Genomic DNA, 19,730 nt, shown 5'->3' with positions numbered 1-19,730 from the left:
CATTATCGGTTTCAGTCTCGTTTCCTGCTGACGAAGAAAAACAACGTGACGATCGCGACCGAAAGCAGCAGGAAGGCGGTCGATATCGCGTTGATCTCGGGTGTGATGCCGCGGCGGATCTGGCCGAGCATGTAGGTGGGCAGCGTGTCCTGGCCGCCCGATTTGACGAATTCTGTGATGACGACGTCGTCAAGCGAGATGACGAAGGCCAGCATCAGCCCGGCCAGGATACCGGGCCACAAAAGCGGCAGCGTGATGCGGCGGAAGGTCTTCCACGGCGTGGCGTAGAGATCTGCCGCGGCGCGTTCCAGCGTCAGGTCCATGTTCTCCAGCCGCGCCCGGATCGGCAAATAGGCAAAGGGAATGCAGAACGCCGTATGCGCGGCGACCAGATAGCCGATGCCGGAATAGCCGGTGAAGATCTTGATGCGCGAGAAGAAGATCAGCAGCGCCACGCCGGTGACGATCTCGGGCACCATCAGCGGCTGGTTGATCGCCGCGTATTTGAAGGTGAGACCGGGATAGGACGCCGTGCGCGTGGTGGCGAGCGCGGCCATGGTGGCGAAGATGGTCGACAGCACCGCCGCGATGGCGCCGATCTGGAACGAGCGCAGCGTCGCATCGATGACTTGCGTGTTCTGGTATGCCGACTGGAACCATTTCAGCGAAAAGCCGCCCCATTCCGAGGTCGAGCTTGCCGCATTGAAGGCATAGACCACCAGCACGAAAATCGGCAGGTAGAGCACGATGAAGCATGTCGCCGCGATCGCGGTGAAGCCCGGCTGGTGTTTGATGGAGAAGTTGCTAGCCATGCCGCACCCCTGACTTACCGGCATTGCGCACATAGGCAAGCAGCGCCACCATCACGATAATCATCACCGTGATCGACAGCGCCGAGCCGAGCGGCCAGTTGCGGCCCTGCCCGAACTGCAACTCGATCAGGTTGGACAACATCATGTTCTTGCCGCCGCCGAGCACGCTCGGCGTCACATAGGCGCCGAGCGCCGGAATGAAGACCAGGATGGAGCCGGCAATGACGCCGGGTTTGACCAGCGGGAAAATGATCTTGCGCAAAACCTTGAAGCGTGTCGCGTAGAGATCGTAGCCCGCCTCGACCAGCCGGAAGTCGAGCTTCTCCATGCTGGCATAGATCGGCAGCACCATCAGCGGCAGGTAGACATAGGCCATGCCTATGAGGATCGCCGTGTCGGTGTACAGGATCTGGACCGGCGCCGAGACGATGCCGAGCTTGAGCAGGATCGTGTTGATGATGCCTTCGTTGCGGATAATCTGCAGCACGGCGAAGGTGCGGATCAGGAGATTGGTCCAGAACGGGATGGTGATCAGGAACAGCCAGAGATCGCGTGTTTTCTCACTACGCGTGGCCATGAAATAGGCGGTCGGGAAACCGAGTGCCAAGGTGGCGAGCGTCGTCACCACCGCAAGCTTGATCGAGCGCCAGAAGATGGTGACATGCGCCGCCGCGAGCGACAGCGTGTCGTCGAAAATATCGCGTTCCAGGAATACCGACGTCCAGGCATCGCCCGAGAATAGCCATTTCACATCGCCATAGGCGCCGGGGGTCAGGAACGAATAGACCAGCACGATCAGCAGCGGGCCGGTCGCGGCAAACAGAATGACCAGCAGCGCCGGCGCTGACAAAAGCCAGCGGTCACGGACATCGCGCCGTTCCGCTGCCTTGGCGACTTCTTCCGCGGTGGCCATCAGTCCCTCAGCACTTGCGCGGCGTCGTTGCCGATGATGATGCCGACCTTGTCGCCGCGCTCGAAACCGCAGCCGGCGCTGCGCGTGTTCTGCTGGCGCACGGTGAAGGCCTCGCCGCTGTCGAGATGGACATGGATGTGCGTATCGGTGCCGAAATAGACGATGTTCTCGACCGTGCCCGGCAGGTCGCCCTTGTCCTTGGTCAGCTTGGCATGCTCGGGCCTCACCACCACGGTTGCGTTGTCCTTCGGCTGAAAGCCTTCGGCAACCGTTGCCTCGATGGTGGTACCGGATTTGAGCGTCGCGCGCGCCTTGCCATTGCCGACGCCCGAGATGGCGGCGGTGAGGAAATTGGTTTCGCCGATGAAGTCGGCCACGAAGCGTTCCGCCGGCTTGTCGTAGATGTCCCAGGGCGAGCCGACCTGCAGGATCTTGCCCGACGACATCACCGCGATGCGGTCCGACATGGTCAACGCTTCTTCCTGGTCGTGGGTGACGAAGATGAAGGTAATGCCGGTCTCGTGCTGAAGCCGCTTCAGCTCGATCTGCATCTCCTTGCGCAGCTTGTAGTCGAGCGCCGAGAGGGGTTCGTCGAGCAACAGCACCTTCGGCTGCGGGGCCAGCGCCCGGGCCAGCGCCACGCGCTGCTGCTGGCCGCCGGAAATCTGGCCGGTGCGACGACCGGCCAGCGCTTCCATCTTGACCAGCTTCAACATCTCGGCGACGCGCGCCTTGATCTCGGCCCTCGGCTTGCCCAGCATTTCCAGGCCAAAGCCGATATTGTCGGCGACCGTCATGTGCGGGAACAGCGCGTAGGACTGGAAGACGGTGTTGACCGGCCGCTTGAAGGGCGGCAATGGCGCGATGTCCTGGCCGTAGAGCAGGATCTCGCCGGCGGTTGGAAAGTCGAAGCCGGCGATCAGTCGCAGCAAGGTGGTCTTGCCGCAGCCGGACGGTCCCAGCAGCGTGAAGAACTCGTTTTCGCGGATGGACACCGAGACCTTGTCGAGGGCAGCGACCTGCCCTTCACCCGATCCGAAAATTTTGCTGACGTTTACTACTTCAATCGCATTCCGATCCGGTTTGTCCGGCACGATTACGCCTCACTGTTGACCCCGCTCTTGCTGGCGGAGTTTGTCCCCTGTTGGATGTGACCACATGGCCGGTAGGTTGGCAAGCCCGGCATTGAATCACAGTTCAGTCAGTCATTAGACAGCAAGCCTCATGCCTTATCAGGCCCGATAGGTGACTTTGCCGCCGCAGATCGTCGTCACCGGCCGCAGCTTGTGCAGATCGGCCGGCGCCGTCTTCTCGATATCGGCCGACAGCACCACCAGGTCCGCCATGTAGCCTGATTTCAGCATGCCCTTGCGATGCTCGGCGAATTCCGCGTAGGCGCCCTCGACCGTGTAGGCGGCGATCGATTCATGCAGCGAGAAGCTCTGGTCGGGATCGTTTTCTGCCCACGGTTTGCGCAGCACTGCCGCCTTGATGCCCAGGATCGGATCGATCGGCGATACCGGCCAGTCCGACGCGAACACGACATGGGCGCCGGCATCCTTCAACGTCCGCCAGGCGTAGCTGAGCGGCCAGCGGGCCGGCCCGATGCGCGATACGGTCGGCTCCAGCGGGAAATCCATGGCGCCGGGCGGATGCGGCGGCTGCATGGAAGCGATGACGCCGAGTTCGGCAAAACGCGGCACGTCCGCGGTGCTGGTGACCTCGATATGTTCGACGCGATGCCGGCTGTCACGCTTGCCATTGGCTTTCTGCGCCGCCTCGTAGCCGTCGAGCACGGCACGCACCGCGCCGTCCCCGATCGAATGCACCGCGATCTGCAGCCCGCGCCTGTCGATGGCGACAGCCAGATCGATGAACTGCTGCGGCGTGAACAATGGCTCGCCGACCCAGTCGGGCCGATCGGCATAAGGCTCGATCATGACAGCCGTCCAGGAATCGAGCACTCCGTCGTAGAACACCTTGACCATGCCCGATGACAGCCACTCGCTGTCGTAGCGTTCGGCCATGACGGACGCCTTGTCGAGCATGTCGAGCGTCATGAAATTCTTGTAGTGGAAAGGCATCTGCACGCGGCATGGCAGGCCTTCCTCGGCCTCGATCTCGGCCAGCAGTTCGAGTTGGTAGAGGTTGCCGTCCATGTTCTGGATCGAGGTGATGCCGTGGCGCGCGCACCAGGCAAGCCCGCGCCGCATGATGTCGCGGTCGGCGGCGCGTTCGGCGGCCGACGGCGTCGGGTCGGGCTCGCCGCCGGTCGCCAGGCCCAGCCGCACGCGGCCTTCGCCGGCAAGGTCGAGAACCGGGCCGAAGGCCTCGCCCTCGCGCAATTCGCCCGCTGCCAAGCCATCGTCGCCCATAACGATCTCATTGCCGGGACCAAGCGTGCGCCCATTGAGGATGCCGGCCAGTTCAAGCGCCTTGGTGTTGGCCCACATCGTATGGTGGTCGGGGGCGGCCATGACGAAAGGCCGGTCGGGCAGGATCGCGTCGAGATGGTGGCGCGTCACCCGCTCGTCGCCGAGCACGGTGTAGTCGACGCTCTGCCCAACCAGCATCCGCGCGTCGGGGTGCGTTGCTGCATAGTCGCGGATCGCCTTCTGCAGCGCCTCGAACCCATGCACGCCGGCCAGTTGCAGATGGGCGAGTTCGGCGGCGCCCGAAAACAGATGCATGTGGGCTTCGATGAAGCCGGGCAGGACTGATCCGCCAAGCGCATTGATGACCTTGGTAGCCGGTCCCTTGAACTCTTGGATGGAGGCGCTGCTGCCGATGGCGATGATGGCGCCGTCCTTGACGGCAACGGCTTCGGCGGCGGGATTGTCATTGTCCATGGTCAGCACACGACCGTTGACGACAATCAGATCCGCACTATGACCCGTACCCGTAACCGACATCGCGACTCCGCGCTTTTGACGACTGACTTAGACCGGCAAAGCTCGCGTCCAACGCCCGCCACACCACGGAGCGGGCTATAGGACAACGAATGATGCCGGCGCGCTGTCTTCGAGATTCCCCTTGTTATCCCGAGAGACAGTGTGGATAAAAGAATGCGACTGATTATTCGCGTTTGTCAACATGCCGGATTTAGAATGTATTGTGGACAGCATGCTCCGCCTGTGTTGGGACCAGGCGGGGAACGAGGGCATCAATCCGTGAAGCGCAGTCTCGACCGCAAAACCAGGATAGCGCTTGAACCGCGCAAGCAGCCGCGGCAACAACGGTCCAGCAAGGTGGTCGACAGGATTCTCGACGCCGCGCTGATCCTGACGCGGGAGCAAGGAACCAAGACGCCGACGACGCTCGCCATCGCGCAGCGCGCCGGCCTGTCGGTCGGTTCGGTCTACCAGTACTTTCCCAACAAGGAAGCCATTCTTCTGGACCTCGCCCGGCGCTGGCTGTCATCCTTTCCCGAGGTGATCGCGCGGCGCATCAAGGTCGCTCCGCCGACCAACCGCGAAGAGTTTCGGCGCGAAGTGCGCAAGCTCTTCATCGACACGTCGAAGCTCTATCTTGAAAACGCCACGCTGATGCCGGTGATCGAAGCCATTTCGGGCAATGCCGACCTGCGTCCGATCCAGAACGAATATGACGACCAGATCATCGCCCTCTATGCCGCATGGTTGCAGCATGTGAACCCGGCGCTCGAAGGCAAGATCGCCAGCCGGCTCGGCGTCGTGATGATGGAGGTCGGGCATGCCTGCCGGCTCGTCGGGCTGAAGAAGGACCGCAGGACATTCGACCTCATCGAGGACGATGTCGAAACCATGTGGCTCGCTTTGGTAACCCCCTATCTCAATCTTGGCTGACCGGTTTCAACGCAATTCCGGACGGAAAACCGCTTCACACTTTTCCTGGAATTGCCTTAGTTTCGCACATCGAGAGGAATTTCATGAAGACTGTCTATTCGCCGCTTCACGCCGGCCATGCCGGCCAGATGGAACTGGTTACCTCAGCCATCGTGCCCGGCTTTGAAAAGCCCTCGCGTGCCGAGTTCATCAAGGCGCGCGTGGAGAGCGAAAAGCTCGGACCGATCATCGCGCCGGTCGAGCACGACCTTGCCGCCGCCAAGCGCGTCCACAGGGCCGACTACATCGAATTCCTGCCGACCGTCTGGCCGCAATGGATCGCCGAGGGCCACACCGGGACGGCGATGCCCTTCACCTGGCCGACGCGCGGCCTGCGTGGCGACGTGCCACCCAAGCGCATCGACGCCCTGCTCGGCTATTATTCCTTCGACGGCGGCGCCACCTTCGTCGAGGGCACCTGGGCCGCGATCAAATCCTCCTATGACGTGGCGCTGACCGCGGCAGCCTTGGTCAAGGGCGGCGAGAGGTCGGCCTTCGCGCTCTGCCGCCCGCCCGGCCACCACGCCGGCGCCGGCTTCATGGGCGGCTATTGCTACATCAACAACGCGGCGGTCGCCGCGCAATGGTTCCGCGACCAGGGCGCCAAACGCGTCTCGATCCTCGACGTTGATTATCACCACGGCAACGGCACGCAGGAGATCTTCTATGATCGCGCCGACGTGCAGGTGATCAACCTGCATGGCGATCCGATGGTCGAGTACCCATTCTTCCTCGGCCATGCCGACGAGCGTGGCGCGGGCACCGGGGAAGGCTTCAACATCAACTACCCCATGCCGTTCGGCACCGGCTGGGACGCCTGGAACGCCTCACTGGAAGACGCCTGCGCCAAGCTAGCCGCCTACGCGCCCGATATCGTTGTGGTCTCGCTCGGCGTCGACACGTTCGAGAAGGACCCGATCAGCCAGTTCAAGCTGAAGAGCCCCGACTACCCCAAGATCGGCCAGCGCATCGCCAAGCTCGGCCTGCCGACGCTATTCGTCCAGGAGGGCGGCTATGCCGTCGAGGAGATCGGCATCAATGCCGTCGGCGTGCTGACCGGCTTCGAGGATCGGTAGATCGTCGTCCAGGCAACGCGGCCGTCTGCGCGGAAGTCGGACAAAGGAAGGGTGGCGTCAGCCGCCCTTTTTTGCATCCACCGGCACCCCATGAGGCCATCGCAAACGCCATGGCCGGTCTGCGCGGCTCGATGTTCCCGCCCATGGAAAGGCACGGAAATCGGCCCCTGAGTCGCGCATCGAGTCCCCGGATTCGATTTTGTCAAATCGCGTTTGATGTCGGATTCATCTGCGGGTAGATTAGACCCGAATCAGCCGGTCCTCGGGGGGCGCGGCGACCACCCAAAGTCTCACGTTCCGGACTTTTCCGGCGCCAGACGCGGACGTCTTCGCGTTCCCTGAATGGATTCCGTCTGGTTGGGCGCGGCCCCGCGCCTCGTGTGTGTCTCGTAAAAGTAACGCGTTTTCGAGTTCGGCGGCTGGCTCTCCAGCAACCGGACATCAGAACCGATTCCGGCCAAAAGCAGCAGATGAGCAGTCCCGCCGCGCCTCTTCAATCCGACACATTAGGCTCGCGCCTGACGTCGCGCGGTGATCTCACCAGCTTCTTCATGGAGCTGACCGCCGAGATCGGCGCCGACAGCTACATGCTGGTCGCCATCGTCCATGACCAAGACCGCAACGATGCGCGTATCGTCTCCTCGAACTGGATCTTCGACGCCATCGAGCTGATCGGCAAGCGGCTGATCGCCGGCCTTGCCCAGGGACCGCTCACCGCGGCACCCGGTATCCGTCCGACATCGCTGGTGGCGGCCCAGGCGCCTGATGCCGACGGGCTGGTCTCGGGCGAAGAGGCCCGGCTCCTCGACGTGCTCGGCCATGCCGAGATCTATTCGCTGCGGCTGAATGTCGGCCGTCAGCGCCTGTTCGCCTTGTTCTCGGCGGCCGCCGCCGGCCGGATCGACCAACCCGCGCTGATGAGGGCGCAGCTGAAATGCTGCTACGCACTCTCGCATATTCCGCAGTTGATCGCCGCAGCCGCCATGCAGGATCCGCTGTCGGACCGCGAGCGCGAATGCCTGTTCTGGGTTTCGGAAGGCAAGACCACCGACGAGGTGGCGGTCATCCTTGGCGTCTCCTCCAACACCGTCAACAGCTACATCACCCACGCCATCCAGAAATTCGCTGCCAGCAACCGTGCGATGGCCATCGCCACGGCGATCAGGAGTGGCATCATTTGAAACACGCCGACATCAAGGACGCCGCGGAAGCCCTTTTCAACGAGCAGCGCAGCCCTTTCGGCGCCTTCTCGCTGGGCTCCGAAACGCATCACGCCGTCACCATTCCCGATGCGGTGCGCCGCTGCCGCTGGATATCAGTCGACATCAACGCCTCGGCCTTCGGCCTGTTCTTCGTCAGCCCGTCGCCCGAGCGCGCGCGGCTGGTCCCGTGCTTCGATTCCGATTATCCCGGCATCGCGGTGGCGACGAAGTTCATTTCGGGCGCCAACGGCGAGGACATCGTGCGCCATAGCCGGATTTCGACCGAGCCGCGCTGGTGGACTGATGATGGCGTGTCGGCCATGGCCGACATGTTCGGCAATCTCGCCTGGACCGGACAGATAGCGCCGCTGGCCCCCGGATCGAGCGGCATTGCCTTTCCCGTCCACGCCGATCGCGGCCAATGCGGCCTCGTCGTCTTCCTGGGATCGGAGATCGCGCTGCCGCAGGATGCGCTCTACGAAATCCACGCTCGCTGCTTCTCGCTGTTTTCCGCCGTCGCGCGCATGCGGCCGGGCGATGCCGGCAGAATGCGCTCGATCTCCAAGCGCGAGCTCGAATGCCTGAAGCTGACCGCCAACGGCAACACCAGCGAGGAGATCGCGCGGCTGCTGAAACTGTCGGTGCATACCGCCAACCAGTACCTCACCCAGTCGACCCAGAAGCTCAACGCCGTCAACCGCAACCAGGCGGTCGCCAAGGCGCTGCGGCTGGGGCTTATCGAGTAAGCGCTTCAACCTTGCGGATGCGGGCCTGTTCAATCACCGCCTCCAGCAGTGCCGTATTATGCTGGGGGTCTTCGCCCGGTTTTTCAAACGACACGTAATTGACCACGACCGTGTTGCCGGTCTCGCTCAGCGTCAGCTGGAAATAGACGGTCACGCCGGGTGGTCTGAGCTCCAGGTCGAGCACGATGCGCGGGCTGCCGCTCCAGTCGACATGCGCCTCGCCGCCATGGCCGAGCCTCAGCGTACCCGGCATGAAGAACAGCTCCGCCGCTGAATCGACCAGATCCGACAGGCAGGCGAAATGCTCCAGCCGGATGAAGGCGATATAGTCAGCGACGTCGATCAGCCTCAGTTCCACCACCACCTGTTCGATGGCGCTGGCGACGATGATCTCGCGGGATTTTGCGTGCGGTTGGCGGTTCATGAAATCTGTCTGCGCTCAGCCTTTTCGAGTAGACGATCCGCACCAGTTCGGCGACGGCCTGGTAGAATTGCGACGGGATCACATTATCGACCGAAACTTGCTTGTACATGGAGCGGGCGAGCGCCACGTCCTCGAAGATCGGGATGTTATGTTCCTTGGCGATTTCACGAATTTTCAGCGCCACGAGGTCCTGCCCCTTCGCCACCACGAGCGGCGCCGAATCCTCGTCGCGCACATATTTCAGCGCGATCGAGAAGTGGGTCGGGTTGGCGATAACAAGCGTCGCGCGCGGCACCGCCGTCATCATCCGCTTGCGCGCGCGATCGCGGGCCAATGACCGCAGCCGCGACTTGACGATCGGGTCGCCCTCTGACTGCTTGAACTCGTCCTTGACCTCCTGCTTGCTCATGCGCAGGTCCTGCCTCCAGTGGAAGCGCGACCAGACGATGTCGACCGCCGCGATCAGTCCCATGACGAAGACGATCGCCACCAGTATGTCGACGGCGATGCCGCGGATGACGAGACCGAAAGCGACCGGATTGGTGATCATCCCGGCAAGCAGCTTGCGGTGATCCTCCGAGAGCGTGAAGGCGAGCACGGCGATGGCAAAACCGACTTTTGCAAGGGACTTCAGGAATTCGACCCAGCCCTGGGCACCGAACATCCGGTTCCAGCCCTTGACGATCGAAATGCGTGACATCTGCGGCCTGATCCGCTCGCCGACGAATTGCGGGATGTTCTGCAGCACCGAGGCGCCGATGCCGGCAACGGTCAGCAGCACCAGCAGGCTGAGCACGGCGCGGCCCACTTCCAGCATGACGATCTTGTAGAGCTCGATGACATCGGTCTCGGTGTCCATCGGCCAGGCCTCGGGCTTCTCGAGAAACATCGACAAGAACATGCCGAGCTCGACGATGGCATCCTTGGCATAGAAGACGGTGAACACCAGTATGGCGACAAAGGAGGCCAGGATCGCGGTTTCCCTCGAATGGGGCAACTTGCCCTGTTCGATGGTGTCGCGGATCTTCTTTTCCGTCGCCTCTTCGGTTTTCGAATCCTTGTCGACGGCGTCGGACATGCCTTAGGCGGCGTTCTGCGTCGAGGGAAGTTCGAATGCGCCTTCGCGCGACAGCCGGATGGTGGTCGTCACGATCGTCTTGCGTGCCGCCATGATGTCGGCGGCGGGGACACCCTCCGACCCTTGCCCGAGTTCGGCCTCGATCATGCGCCGGGAGCGGGCGCCGATCGCCGACAGCACCGCTTCGGCCAGTGCCGCCGACGTACCGCGCAGCGCCAGCGTGACAAGCTCGGTCGACAGCCCGTCGAACAAAAGCACGCGTGCCTTCTGGGTGAGCAGCGGCAGGTCGTCGAAAGCGAACAGCCGGGCCCGAACACCGTCGAGGTCGGGCGTGCCGGCGGCTTCGAGATCCTGCATGACCTCGTCGAGCAGAGGCTTTTCCAGCTCGTTGAGCACGCTGGCGACGCGCGCCTGCCCGGCCGAAGTGTCCTTGGTCGAGGTGTCCGACAGCACGCTGGCACGCAGCCTGTTCTCGACGATCCTGGTGGCGGCGGCCGGAACATTGGCCATCGTCACCATGCGCTTGATGATTTCGCCGCGCATCGGCTTCGTCAGCGTCAAAAGCACGCTCGCCGCCGCCTGCGGCGCCAGCTTCGACAGCACCATGGCCGCCGTCTGCGGATGTTCGCCCGCGAGGAAAGCGCCGAGCCGCGCGGGTTCGAGCTTTTCGAGATCGGGCCAGATCGGCGGCGGCCCCTCGGGTGCGACCTCCGGCTTCTTGTTGCCCATGATGGCGCTCATCTCTTCGGGCGAGAGCGACTCGTTGAGGATGGTGTCCATCCTGTCGGCGGAATCGAGCAGGCCCGCGCCCTCGGTGAACTCGGCTTCGAATTCGGCGACGATGCGCTCGAGATCGCTCTGTGGAATGGTCCTGAGCAGCCGGGCGCCCTCGATCAGCGCCTTCAGCTCTTCTTGCTTGAAGAATTTCAACAGGCGGCTGGCGGACGGTTTGCCCATCGCCACCAGTATGGCGGCGGCCTTCTGTGCGCGTGTCAGGGTCGTCAGCGGCGTTGTCATGCCTTTCGCCTCCGCTGCCATCGGCAAGCCCCGCCAGCCATGTCTAGGCGCCCTTCGTGCCGGCGATGATTTCGGTCAGCCTGATGCCGAAGCGCGAAGGGTCGCTTTCGAGCACGGTGATCTCGCCGCGCGCTATCTTGCGGCCGTTCACCACGACATCGACCGGTTCGCCGATGCGGCGGTTGAGCGCGACCGTCGACCCCTTCTGTAGCGCCATCAGATCGGCAACCGCCATCTCGGTGCTGCCGAGGATGATCTGGACATCGACGGGGATGTTCATGATGACGCTTGAATTGGCCGACGCCGCGGCCCTTGCCGCCATCTCGGGGCGCTGCTCTTCTTCGTGCAGGACCCCGCGCAATTCCTCGATGGCGCGATCGAGCTGCTCGTCCGGCTGGTCGAGCTCAGGTTCTACCTTGGTCTTGGCCATGCGTCGTCTCCAAAAGCTCAGGCGCGCCCGGCACCGGCCGGCATGAGCCCATCGATGAAATCCTGCCCGGCATCGAAAGGATGCCTGATTCGGACGGTGTAATTCTGCCCCAGTTTGCCGAACTCGCATACGAACAGCGTTTGGCCGCGCGCGCCGAGGCGAGCCCGTGATTGCGCAGTTTCGTCGAAGTCGATGACCTGGCCCACTTCGAGATTGGCGAGGTCCCCAAGCGTCAGCCGCGTCAGCGGCATGGTGGCTTCGAGCGCCACGGTCGAGCGCATCACCTCTTCCGAAAAGCGGGCCCGCCAGCTGGTGCCGTGATCGTCCTCGCTGACGCTGGCCGTACCGTCGCGGCCGGCCAGCACGATGCGCTGCGGCATCATCACCGTGATCGAGCCGCTGTCGACCGGCGTCGAGATGCCGAGGACGATGCGGATCGCGGCGCCGTCGCGCAACACGTGCCGCCTGGCCTCGATGCCCGACATGGCGCGCGGCGCGGGCAGCCGCAGTTCGAGCGAGCGCCGCCCCGATCCGTTCAGCGCCTGCGCAACCTCCTGGAACACCATGGTCGAGACATCGCCCTCGATCTGCGACAGCTCGCGCTCGATCGGCGACACCGGCATGTCCGGGTCGCCGCCGAACAGCGTCGAGACGATGATCGCGATCGCGGCAGCGTCGATGACGAGGGTCATCGCATCGGAGGATGCCGGTGAGCCGACAACGGTCATGGCGAAGGTCTCGCCGGCGCGCGAACGCGCCTCGGGGACACGGCTGATCTCCACGGTCCTGAGGTCGACGCTCACGGGAGCGCCAAGCTCGCTAGAGAGCGCCTTCTGCAGCAGCGGTACGGCCCGTTCGGCCATGGCGCGTCCGGCGTCGATGACCTGGTCGGCCTCGCCGCTGTCGCCGACCAGGCGCTCGATGATCAGCGAACGCGGTTGCGAGGGGCTGCCCGGACTCGTCATGACAGTTTTGGCACCGGTCTGTCGCGCATCGCTCAAGCGGCCTTCTTCTCGGCGCTGCCGGTGTTCATCGTGCTCTGCTCGACGGCGTCGATGGTCGGCCGCTCATAGGAGGAGATCGTCTTGCGGCCGAACTCGATCGCCACCTGCGGCAGCGCGCCGTTCATGTAGGCGAGCAGCGTCTGCTTGACGATGATGTACAGGCGGTTCTTCTTCTCGCGCACCGTCTTGATCTTGGTGGCGACAGGCCCGACCACCGCATAGGACAGGAAGATGCCGAGAAAGGTGCCGACCAGGGCTGCGCCGATCAGGCCGCCGAGGATTTCCGGCGACTGGTCGAGCGCCCCCATCGCCTTGACCACGCCGAGCACGGCGGCGACGATGCCGAGCGCCGGCAGGCCGTCGCCCACCGCGACCAGCGCGTGATAGGCCTTCATCTTGTCGGACTTGATGGTCTGGATTTCCTCGTCCATCAGCGCCTCGATCTCGTGCGAGCGGGCATTGCCGATGATGATGATGCGGCAGTAGTCGCAGATGAAATTCATCAGGTCGTGATTCTTGAGCACGGTCGGAAAGGCCTGGAAGATCGCCGACTCCTCCGGATTGTCGATATGCGCCTCGACCTCGCTGCGCGACTTGGAGCGCAGCTCGCGCATCAGGCTGTGCAGCACGCCGAGCGTTTCCAGATAGTCCTGCTCCTTCGGCACAGCCTGCTTGAAAGCTTCGAGAATGCCCTTGCCGGTATCCTTGACCGTCTTCATCGGATTGGCGACCAGGAAGGTGCCAAGTGCGGCGCCGCAGATGACCACGGCTTCCCATGGCTGCACCAGCACGTGCAGATGCCCGCCCATGGCCATGAAGCCGCCAAGGACGCAGCCGAGCGTCACCACAAGTCCAATCAGAATGCCCACGACCAGTCCTTCCGCATTTCACGTCGGACAAGGGATAGCCCCCGTGCCTTGTGTGAGGCTTGAATCGGAGCCGCCATGGGGCCGAATGTTGGCGATTCAGTTTCGCGCAAGGAAGTGCGCTTATTGTGTTGGCATAGCTTCGGCCGGAGGCGCGTCCTTGCTCAGTACCTATACCAGCTACCAGTTGATCACCAAAGACATCAACAAGTCGATCGATCGTATCGAGCAACAGCCGACGGTCGATCGCGATACCAAATATTATCTCGCCAACATCACCAAGGTGAAATCGATCGACGATTTCGTCAACAACGACCGCTTGTTCAAATATGCCATGAAGGCCTACGGGCTGGGGGACATGGACTACGCCAAGGCGTTCATGGTCAAGGCGCTCAAGGAAGGCGTTTCCAACCCCAACAGTTTTGCCAACAAGCTCACCGACAAGCGCTACGCCGCATTCGTCACCGCCTTCAACTTCGCCGCCAACGGTGCCGATGCGACCATCTACAACAAGGCGCAGCAGCTGGTGGCGAAGAACTACGCCACGCAGGCGCAAATCGCCGGCCTCGATCCGAATTCCGCCTATGTGAAGGGCGAGACGACTTACTATCTCGCCAACATCACCAAGGTGAAGTCGGTCGACGATCTGATGTCGAACAGCCGGGTCTACACCTACGCGCTGGCGGCGTACGGCCTCGATTCGGCGACGGAGAACAAGGACCTTATCAAGCAGGTCCTGCTGGGTGGCGTGCGCGACCCCGACAGTGCCGCCAACAAGCAGACGAACCCGGCTTACGCGGGACTGGCCACGGCCCTCAACTTCGAACAGTACGGCGAGAATGCCACCACCATCAATCCGGCGCAGCAGCCGACCGTCGACAAATACATGCGCCAGACGCTGGAAGAGGATGCCGGCCAGACCAATGAGGGCGTGCGGCTGGCGCTCTATTTCAACCGTAAAGCGCCCGACATCACCAGCTGGTACGACGTGCTGGCCGACACCGCGCTGGCCAGCGTGGTGCGCACCGCGCTGGGGCTGCCTGATTCCTTTGCCACCGCCGACATCGACAAGCAGGCGCAACTGTTCGAGCAGAAGCTCGACATCTCGGATTTCACGGATCCCGTGAAACTGAACAAGTTCCTGACCCGCTTCACCAGCATGTACGAGATCAACAATCCGACCTCGACGGCCGTGACATCGATCAGCGTGCTCTTCGCCAAACCGGTCACGTCGGGCATCTCCACCGACCTGATGATGGCCATGCAGAAACTGAAGTTCTGACCATGCGAGACAGTCTTTACGTCGCCCTCTCCGCGCAGATGGCTCTCGAGCGGCGGCTCGATACGATCGCCGACAATGTCGCCAACGCCAGCACCGTCGGCTTTCGCGCCACCGGCGTGAAATTCGAGGACGTGGTGTCGGGTGCAGGGCAGAAGTCGGTATCGTTCGCTTCCTCGGGCAAGACCTATATGTCGGGGGCTCACGGTGCCATGACGGAAACCGGCAACCCGTTCGATTTCGCCATCCAGGGCGACGCCTGGTTCGCCATCGACACGCCGGCCGGCACCGTCATGACCCGCGACGGCCGCTTCTCCATGAACGAGAATGGCGAGCTGATGTCGGTGGAAGGCCACCCGGTGCTCGACGCCGGCGGCGCGCCGATCCAGCTCGATCCCCGCAACGGCCCGCCCAAGGCGGGCGCCGACGGCTCGCTGCGCCAGAACGAACAGCTCGTCGGCTCGATCGGCCTCTACAATTTCGACCCGGGCCAGAATTTCGTGCGCTACGGCAATTCCGGCATTGTGCCCGCACGCACGCCCGAACCGGTCACCGACCGTTCCGATGTCGGCATAGCGCAAGGTTTCATCGAGGAATCCAACGTCAATCCGGTGCTGGAAATGACCCGGCTGATCATGGTCCAGCGCGCCTTCGAGAACACCGCCGCGCTCATGCGGCAGACCGATTCCTCGACCGATGAGGCGATAAAGACGCTCGGCTCGAAATCGTAGCATGTCGTCAGAGCAGCCATCCATCCGCGCACCCGAAAGACAGCTCCAGCCGGCGCCGGAAGATCGGCTTGCCGCTTTGGAGCGGGTTGTCAGGCGCTTCGGCGATAGCGACGGGCTGGTCAAGCGCGGCGGCCTCGTCACCGAAGTCACGCCCACGCATTACAAGGTGCGCGGCCTTTCCGATTTCACCCGGCTAGGCGACATTGTCGAGCAGCGCGGCCAGGCCGGCGCGCGTCGCGGCGAGATCGTCAAGATCAGCCGTGACGAGGTTGTGATCGCCCCCTTCGAACGCAGTGCCGACGCTGGCATCGGCGATGCCGTGTTCCGCAGGGGTCCGCTCGCGGTGGCGCCGCATGCCTCGTGGCGCGGCCGCGCCATCGACGCACTCACTCGGGCGATCGATGGTGGTCCGCCTTTGATGCGGGGCGACGACCTGTCGGCGATAGCCGCGACGCCCGGCGCCATGGCGCGGCAGCGTGTCGGCACAGCCTTCATGACCGGCGTCAAGGTCATCGACATTTTCACGCCGCTCTGCTTCGGCCAGCGCATGGGCGTTTTCGCCGGCTCCGGCGTCGGCAAGTCGACGCTGCTTGCCATGCTCGCCGGCGCCGACGCGTTCGACACCGTCGTCGTGGCGCTGATCGGGGAACGTGGCCGCGAGGTCCGCGAATTCCTCGAGGACACGATCGGCGACAGCATGGCCAAGACCGTAGCCGTCGTCGCCACCAGCGACGAGAGCGCCATGATGCGTCGGCGCGCGCCCGACACCGCCATGCGTGTGGCCGAGCATTTTCGCGACCAGGGCCACCGTGTGCTTCTGGTGCTGGATTCCATCACCCGCTTCGCTCACGCGCTGCGCGAGGTGGCGACGGGAACCGGCGAGCCGCCGGTCGCGCGCGGCTATCCCGCCTCGGTTTTCACCGAACTGCCCAAGCTGCTCGAGCGCGCCGGCCCGGGGGCCGAAGGTAAAGGCTCTATAACCGCCATCATTTCCGTGCTCGTCGACGGCGACGACCACAACGATCCGGTCGCTGATTCCGTGCGCGGCATTCTCGACGGCCATGTCGTGCTCGACCGCGCGATCGCCGAACAGGGCCGCTATCCGCCCGTCAATCCGCTGTCGTCCATATCGCGGCTGGCAGGCAAGGCCTGGAGCATCGATCAGCGAGCCCTGGTGACGCGGCTGAAGTCGATGATCTCCCGCTTCGAGGACACGCGCGACATCCGCCTGCTCGGCGCCTATCAGGGCGGCGTCGACGCCGAACTCGACATGGCGGTGCGCCAGGTGCCCCTGATCTATGAGGCGCTGACGCAATCCCCCAGGGACCGTCCGTCCGCCGATCCGTTCTCCGACCTTGCCCGCCATCTCAAGGGAAAGCAGAATGCCGAACCAGGAGACTGAACGCCAGTACACCGAGCGCCTCCTGAACGAGATGATCGCCGAGGCGAACGCCGCGGAGCAGGCTCGCGCGGAGGAGGCCAGGGTCGCCAAGGCAAACGCCGCCGGCGCCATTGCTGCCAGGACCGCGGCTGTTCTGGCCAGGGCCGTCAAACCAGCTCTCCCCAGATCCGAACCTGTTGTGGGCCGGACCGCCCTTTCCTCAACGCATGTGGCTCCCGGCGCCGATGCTCCGGAGATGACGCAGGCCAGCCGCGAATCGCTGATCGAAGACCTTTTTCCGGTCGCCGAATGGCCGCAACCGCCAAAGGCGCAATTCCCAAAAATGAGAAAGAAGGCGGACCGTCGCAGCGACGCCGTCATCGCCGCGCTCGGCATCACGCTCGGCCTGATCTGCGCCCTGTTTCCCTGGTACATTTTCTTCAACCAGGACCAGTTCGGTGTGCAGGCGATCAAGTTCGGCGGCACCGGCACCAATTCGGGACGCGCGGGCGGCGGCGTGGTCGCGGCACGCAGCGCACCGCTGACCGCCAAGGACGTTCCCAACGCAGGTGTCGACCTGCTCGCCACCGGCGCGGTGCAGGACGATGCCAAAACGGAGCCGCCCGGCGACCAGCCCTTCCCCGCCGATATCGCGAAGTTCCGCATGGTCCATGTCGCCAACGGCCGTGCCATGATCGAGGACGACACCGGCCTGTGGGTGGTCCAGCGCGGTTCGACGCTGCCGGATTCCAGCAAGGTCTCGGCGATCGAACAGCGCAACGGAAAATGGGTCATGCTCACCAGCGCCAACCAGGTGATCGAGCTTTCCAGGTAAGGCCGTCTCGGCTTTGCCCAGAGCCGGATCCAATTCAAAAAGAGATGTCGACCGAAAACCGCTTCATGCTTTTCGGCATCCTGCTCTAGCGACCGTCCGCAAGGTCCGCGCAAGACTGGCGGCCTAGTCTTTGGGCACATGCCCGGAGATTCCCATGGAGCCTGTTTCCCTTTTCGATCTCGCCGCCAAGCAAGCGCAGTGGCTGTCCGTGCGTCAGTCGGCGGTGGCCGGCAACATCGCCAATGCCAACACGCCGGGCTACACGGCAAACGATGTCGAGCCGTTCGAGAAGGTGCTCGACCGTACCGCGGTGTCGCTTGAGATCACCGAGCCCGGCCATCTCGGCAGCGCTGCCACCAATGCCGGCTTCGCCATCAAGCCGCAGGAAGACGACGGCGTGATCTTGCCGTCCAAGAACACGGTCGTGCTTGAGGACCAGCTTCTCAAGGCCGGCGAGGTGCGCCGCTCCTTCGAGCTCAACACGGCCATCGTCAAGGCATTCCATTCAATGATGATGATGGCGGTGAAGAGCTGACCATGGACGCGCTGACCGCAGCCCTCAAAGTCGCAGCATCAGGCCTCGGCGCCCAATCCGAGCGCTTGCGCGTGGTTTCGGAAAACCTCGCCAACGCCCAGTCGACAGGAACCACGCCGGGCGCCGACCCTTATCGCCGCAAGACCATCAGCTTCGTCTCCGAACTCGACCGGGCCTCCGGCAGCTCGACCGTTGAGGTGAACTCGATCGACCGCGACCCGAGCGACTTTCCCGTCGAATTCCAGCCCGGCAACGAGGCCGCCGACGACAAGGGCTACGTCAAGATGCCCAATGTCAACGTGCTGATCGAAATGGCCGACATGACCGAGGCCAACCGCTCCTACGAGGCCAACCTGCAAGTCGTGAAGCAGGCGCGCGACCTCATTTCAATGACCATCGACCTGATGAGGAACCAATGATCGTCAACGGCATCGGCGCGCCTAACCTGAAGCCTGGGCTGGGCGACACGGCCACCGACCTGCTGCAGGGTGGCGTTGCGCCGGCGGCATCGGGAAACCTCGGCACCTCCTTTGCCGAAGCGGTGAGCCAGGCAGCCTCCAAGACCGTCAGCACCATGCAGAATGCCGAGCAGGTGTCGATGCAGGCGCTCAAGGGCGACGCCGACACCCGCCAGGTGGTCGATGCCGTGATGAGCGCCCAGCAGGCGCTGCAGACCGCCGTCGCCATCCGCGACAAGGTCGTTTCGGCCTATCTCGAAGTCAGTCGTATGGGCATCTGAGGAGCAGGCCATGAAAGCACTCGCAATCGCCGCCACCGGCATGAATGCCCAGCAGACCAATCTGGAAGTCATCGCCAACAACATCGCCAACATCAACACCACCGGCTACAAGCGGGCGCGTGCCGAATTCTCCGACCTGCTCTACCAGGTCGACCGCACGCAAGGTGTGCCGAACCGTTCCAACGCCTCGCTGGTGCCGGAAGGCGTTTCGATCGGCCTCGGCGTCAAGACGACCGCCGTGCGCAACGTGCACACACAGGGCGAACTGACCAGCACCGGCAACAGTTTCGACATGGCGCTCACCGGCAGGGGCTGGTTCCAGATCGAGGGCGCCGATGGCGGCACGCTCTATACGCGCGCCGGCGCCTTCAACACCAATGCCACCGGCCAGCTGGTGACGGTGGACGGCGCCAACGTCATTCCGGCCATCACCGTGCCGACTGATGCGGTCGAGGTCATCGTCAACAAGACCGGCCAGGTCTTCGCCCGCATCGACGGTCAGACCAACCTGCAGACTCTCGGCCAGCTCCAGATCGTCAACTTCGCCAACGAGGCAGGCCTGGCACCGCTCGGCGACAATCTGTTCCAGGAAACGACAGCCTCCGGTCCCGCCAATGTCGGCGTGCCCGGCGATCCAGGCTTCGCCACCATCCAGCAAGGCTATCTCGAGGCTTCCAACGTCGATCCGGTCAAGGAAATCACCGAGCTGATCTCGGCGCAGCGCGCCTATGAGATGAATTCCAAGGTCATCCAGGCCGCCGACGACATGGCCTCCGTTGTGTCCAAGAACATCAGGTAA

The 19,730-nt window shown here is 63.5% G+C and carries 22 protein-coding genes; 12 read left to right on the top strand and 10 right to left on the bottom strand.

From position 1 onward, the window contains the following. Positions 1-11: 11 nt before the first annotated feature. The 4 genes from EJ077_RS06200 to EJ077_RS06185 form a co-directional block, all read right to left on the bottom strand. Positions 12-812: an ABC transporter permease gene (locus tag EJ077_RS06200; RefSeq protein ID WP_127275698.1), complete on the bottom strand. Its 801-nt coding sequence runs from the start codon at positions 810-812 to the stop codon at positions 12-14. Then, on the bottom strand, positions 805-1,725 hold the full coding sequence (locus EJ077_RS06195; RefSeq protein ID WP_208700479.1) for an ABC transporter permease: 921 nt from the start codon (positions 1,723-1,725) through the stop codon (positions 805-807). The genes EJ077_RS06200 and EJ077_RS06195 overlap by 8 nt, the downstream gene beginning before the upstream one ends. Next, the gene (locus tag EJ077_RS06190) at positions 1,725-2,819 is read right to left on the bottom strand and encodes an ABC transporter ATP-binding protein (protein ID WP_208700477.1); all 1,095 of its coding nucleotides are present in this window, start codon (positions 2,817-2,819) and stop codon (positions 1,725-1,727) included. The genes EJ077_RS06195 and EJ077_RS06190 overlap by 1 nt, the downstream gene beginning before the upstream one ends. Before the next feature lie 138 nt (positions 2,820-2,957). Then, complete coding sequence (locus tag EJ077_RS06185; protein ID WP_208700476.1) at positions 2,958-4,637, bottom strand: amidohydrolase; 1,680 nt, start codon at positions 4,635-4,637, stop codon at positions 2,958-2,960. A 258-nt stretch (positions 4,638-4,895) separates the two neighbouring features. On the opposite strand from EJ077_RS06185, the gene EJ077_RS06180 reads away from it, so the two are divergent. From EJ077_RS06180 to EJ077_RS06165, 4 genes are all read left to right on the top strand, one after another. Then, a complete protein-coding gene (locus tag EJ077_RS06180; RefSeq protein WP_208700473.1) occupies positions 4,896-5,549 on the top strand; it encodes a TetR/AcrR family transcriptional regulator in 654 nt (217 codons plus the stop codon). 83 nt (positions 5,550-5,632) lie between these two features. Continuing rightward, positions 5,633-6,664, top strand: a complete 1,032-nt coding sequence (locus EJ077_RS06175) for a histone deacetylase family protein (RefSeq protein WP_208700471.1) — start codon at positions 5,633-5,635, stop codon at positions 6,662-6,664. Between the two features lie 470 nt (positions 6,665-7,134). After that, positions 7,135-7,845 carry a helix-turn-helix transcriptional regulator gene (locus EJ077_RS06170; protein ID WP_208700469.1) on the top strand — a complete coding sequence of 237 codons (711 nt, stop codon included), beginning with the start codon at positions 7,135-7,137 and terminating at the stop codon, positions 7,843-7,845. Continuing rightward, positions 7,842-8,612 carry a helix-turn-helix transcriptional regulator gene (locus EJ077_RS06165; protein WP_208700467.1) on the top strand — a complete coding sequence of 257 codons (771 nt, stop codon included), beginning with the start codon at positions 7,842-7,844 and terminating at the stop codon, positions 8,610-8,612. Before EJ077_RS06170 ends, EJ077_RS06165 begins: the two co-directional genes overlap by 4 nt. On the opposite strand, the gene EJ077_RS06160 is transcribed toward EJ077_RS06165, so the two are convergent. The 6 genes from EJ077_RS06160 to motA are packed head-to-tail and all read right to left on the bottom strand — an operon-like array spanning position 8,602 to position 13,434. Beyond that, positions 8,602-9,036 (bottom strand): hypothetical protein, encoded by a 435-nt coding sequence (locus EJ077_RS06160; RefSeq protein ID WP_127275706.1) that lies wholly within the window; start codon positions 9,034-9,036, stop codon positions 8,602-8,604. The genes EJ077_RS06165 and EJ077_RS06160 overlap by 11 nt on opposite strands. Next, positions 8,942-10,114 carry a flagellar biosynthesis protein FlhB gene (gene flhB, locus EJ077_RS06155; protein ID WP_208700465.1) on the bottom strand — a complete coding sequence of 391 codons (1,173 nt, stop codon included), beginning with the start codon at positions 10,112-10,114 and terminating at the stop codon, positions 8,942-8,944. The genes EJ077_RS06160 and flhB overlap by 95 nt, the downstream gene beginning before the upstream one ends. Positions 10,115-10,117: 3 nt before the next feature. Beyond that, positions 10,118-11,131, bottom strand: coding sequence for a flagellar motor switch protein FliG (locus tag EJ077_RS06150; RefSeq protein ID WP_208700462.1), 1,014 nt, complete (start codon positions 11,129-11,131; stop codon positions 10,118-10,120). 43 nt (positions 11,132-11,174) lie between these two features. Continuing rightward, on the bottom strand, positions 11,175-11,561 hold the full coding sequence (gene fliN / locus EJ077_RS06145; RefSeq protein ID WP_127275709.1) for a flagellar motor switch protein FliN: 387 nt from the start codon (positions 11,559-11,561) through the stop codon (positions 11,175-11,177). 17 nt (positions 11,562-11,578) lie between these two features. Continuing rightward, entirely contained in the window at positions 11,579-12,526 is a 948-nt protein-coding gene (locus EJ077_RS06140; RefSeq protein WP_208702918.1) for a FliM/FliN family flagellar motor switch protein, read from the bottom strand. Between the two features lie 32 nt (positions 12,527-12,558). Then, complete coding sequence (gene motA, locus EJ077_RS06135; RefSeq protein WP_015315920.1) at positions 12,559-13,434, bottom strand: flagellar motor stator protein MotA; 876 nt, start codon at positions 13,432-13,434, stop codon at positions 12,559-12,561. A gap of 157 nt (positions 13,435-13,591) precedes the next feature. On the opposite strand from motA, the gene EJ077_RS06130 reads away from it, so the two are divergent. The 8 genes from EJ077_RS06130 (at position 13,592) to flgG (ending at position 19,730) form a co-directional block, all read left to right on the top strand. Continuing rightward, entirely contained in the window at positions 13,592-14,713 is a 1,122-nt protein-coding gene (locus EJ077_RS06130) for a DUF1217 domain-containing protein (protein ID WP_208700460.1), read from the top strand. 2 nt (positions 14,714-14,715) lie between these two features. Continuing rightward, positions 14,716-15,441 carry a flagellar basal-body rod protein FlgF gene (flgF, locus tag EJ077_RS06125; RefSeq protein WP_208700458.1) on the top strand — a complete coding sequence of 242 codons (726 nt, stop codon included), beginning with the start codon at positions 14,716-14,718 and terminating at the stop codon, positions 15,439-15,441. A 1-nt stretch (position 15,442) separates the two neighbouring features. After that, positions 15,443-16,843: a flagellar protein export ATPase FliI gene (fliI, locus tag EJ077_RS06120; RefSeq protein ID WP_208700456.1), complete on the top strand. Its 1,401-nt coding sequence runs from the start codon at positions 15,443-15,445 to the stop codon at positions 16,841-16,843. After that, on the top strand, positions 16,824-17,657 hold the full coding sequence (locus EJ077_RS06115) for a hypothetical protein (RefSeq protein ID WP_208700454.1): 834 nt from the start codon (positions 16,824-16,826) through the stop codon (positions 17,655-17,657). Before fliI ends, EJ077_RS06115 begins: the two co-directional genes overlap by 20 nt. Positions 17,658-17,811: 154 nt before the next feature. Further along, the gene (gene flgB / locus EJ077_RS06110) at positions 17,812-18,192 is read left to right on the top strand and encodes a flagellar basal body rod protein FlgB (protein WP_127275714.1); all 381 of its coding nucleotides are present in this window, start codon (positions 17,812-17,814) and stop codon (positions 18,190-18,192) included. Between the two features lie 2 nt (positions 18,193-18,194). After that, on the top strand, positions 18,195-18,611 hold the full coding sequence (gene flgC / locus EJ077_RS06105) for a flagellar basal body rod protein FlgC (protein ID WP_127275715.1): 417 nt from the start codon (positions 18,195-18,197) through the stop codon (positions 18,609-18,611). After that, the gene (locus EJ077_RS06100; protein ID WP_208700452.1) at positions 18,608-18,931 is read left to right on the top strand and encodes a flagellar hook-basal body complex protein FliE; all 324 of its coding nucleotides are present in this window, start codon (positions 18,608-18,610) and stop codon (positions 18,929-18,931) included. Before flgC ends, EJ077_RS06100 begins: the two co-directional genes overlap by 4 nt. A 10-nt stretch (positions 18,932-18,941) precedes the next feature. Beyond that, the gene (gene flgG, locus EJ077_RS06095; RefSeq protein WP_208700451.1) at positions 18,942-19,730 is read left to right on the top strand and encodes a flagellar basal-body rod protein FlgG; all 789 of its coding nucleotides are present in this window, start codon (positions 18,942-18,944) and stop codon (positions 19,728-19,730) included.

It is taken from the genome of Mesorhizobium sp. M8A.F.Ca.ET.057.01.1.1, from assembly GCF_003952565.1.
GTDB lineage: Bacteria > Pseudomonadota > Alphaproteobacteria > Rhizobiales > Rhizobiaceae > Mesorhizobium.
This window is presented reverse-complemented; position numbering and strand designations above follow the sequence as displayed.

Excerpts from the sequence above, each read along its gene's own strand:
- EJ077_RS06200 (WP_127275698.1), bottom strand. The coding sequence starts at position 812 with ATGGCTAGCAACTTCTCCATCAAACACCAGCCGGGCTTCACCGCGATC.
- EJ077_RS06195 (WP_208700479.1), bottom strand. The coding sequence starts at position 1,725 with ATGGCCACCGCGGAAGAAGTCGCCAAGGCAGCGGAACGGCGCGATGTC.
- EJ077_RS06185 (WP_208700476.1), bottom strand. The coding sequence starts at position 4,637 with ATGTCGGTTACGGGTACGGGTCATAGTGCGGATCTGATTGTCGTCAAC.
- EJ077_RS06175 (WP_208700471.1), top strand. The coding sequence starts at position 5,633 with ATGAAGACTGTCTATTCGCCGCTTCACGCCGGCCATGCCGGCCAGATG.
- EJ077_RS06170 (WP_208700469.1), top strand. The coding sequence starts at position 7,135 with ATGAGCAGTCCCGCCGCGCCTCTTCAATCCGACACATTAGGCTCGCGC.
- EJ077_RS06160 (WP_127275706.1), bottom strand. The coding sequence starts at position 9,036 with ATGAACCGCCAACCGCACGCAAAATCCCGCGAGATCATCGTCGCCAGC.
- flhB (WP_208700465.1), bottom strand. The coding sequence starts at position 10,114 with ATGTCCGACGCCGTCGACAAGGATTCGAAAACCGAAGAGGCGACGGAA.
- EJ077_RS06150 (WP_208700462.1), bottom strand. The coding sequence starts at position 11,131 with ATGACAACGCCGCTGACGACCCTGACACGCGCACAGAAGGCCGCCGCC.
- fliN (WP_127275709.1), bottom strand. The coding sequence starts at position 11,561 with ATGGCCAAGACCAAGGTAGAACCTGAGCTCGACCAGCCGGACGAGCAG.
- EJ077_RS06140 (WP_208702918.1), bottom strand. The coding sequence starts at position 12,526 with ATGACGAGTCCGGGCAGCCCCTCGCAACCGCGTTCGCTGATCATCGAG.
- flgF (WP_208700458.1), top strand. The coding sequence starts at position 14,716 with ATGCGAGACAGTCTTTACGTCGCCCTCTCCGCGCAGATGGCTCTCGAG.
- fliI (WP_208700456.1), top strand. The coding sequence starts at position 15,443 with ATGTCGTCAGAGCAGCCATCCATCCGCGCACCCGAAAGACAGCTCCAG.
- EJ077_RS06115 (WP_208700454.1), top strand. The coding sequence starts at position 16,824 with ATGCCGAACCAGGAGACTGAACGCCAGTACACCGAGCGCCTCCTGAAC.
- flgB (WP_127275714.1), top strand. The coding sequence starts at position 17,812 with ATGGAGCCTGTTTCCCTTTTCGATCTCGCCGCCAAGCAAGCGCAGTGG.
- flgC (WP_127275715.1), top strand. The coding sequence starts at position 18,195 with ATGGACGCGCTGACCGCAGCCCTCAAAGTCGCAGCATCAGGCCTCGGC.
- EJ077_RS06100 (WP_208700452.1), top strand. The coding sequence starts at position 18,608 with ATGATCGTCAACGGCATCGGCGCGCCTAACCTGAAGCCTGGGCTGGGC.
- flgG (WP_208700451.1), top strand. The coding sequence starts at position 18,942 with ATGAAAGCACTCGCAATCGCCGCCACCGGCATGAATGCCCAGCAGACC.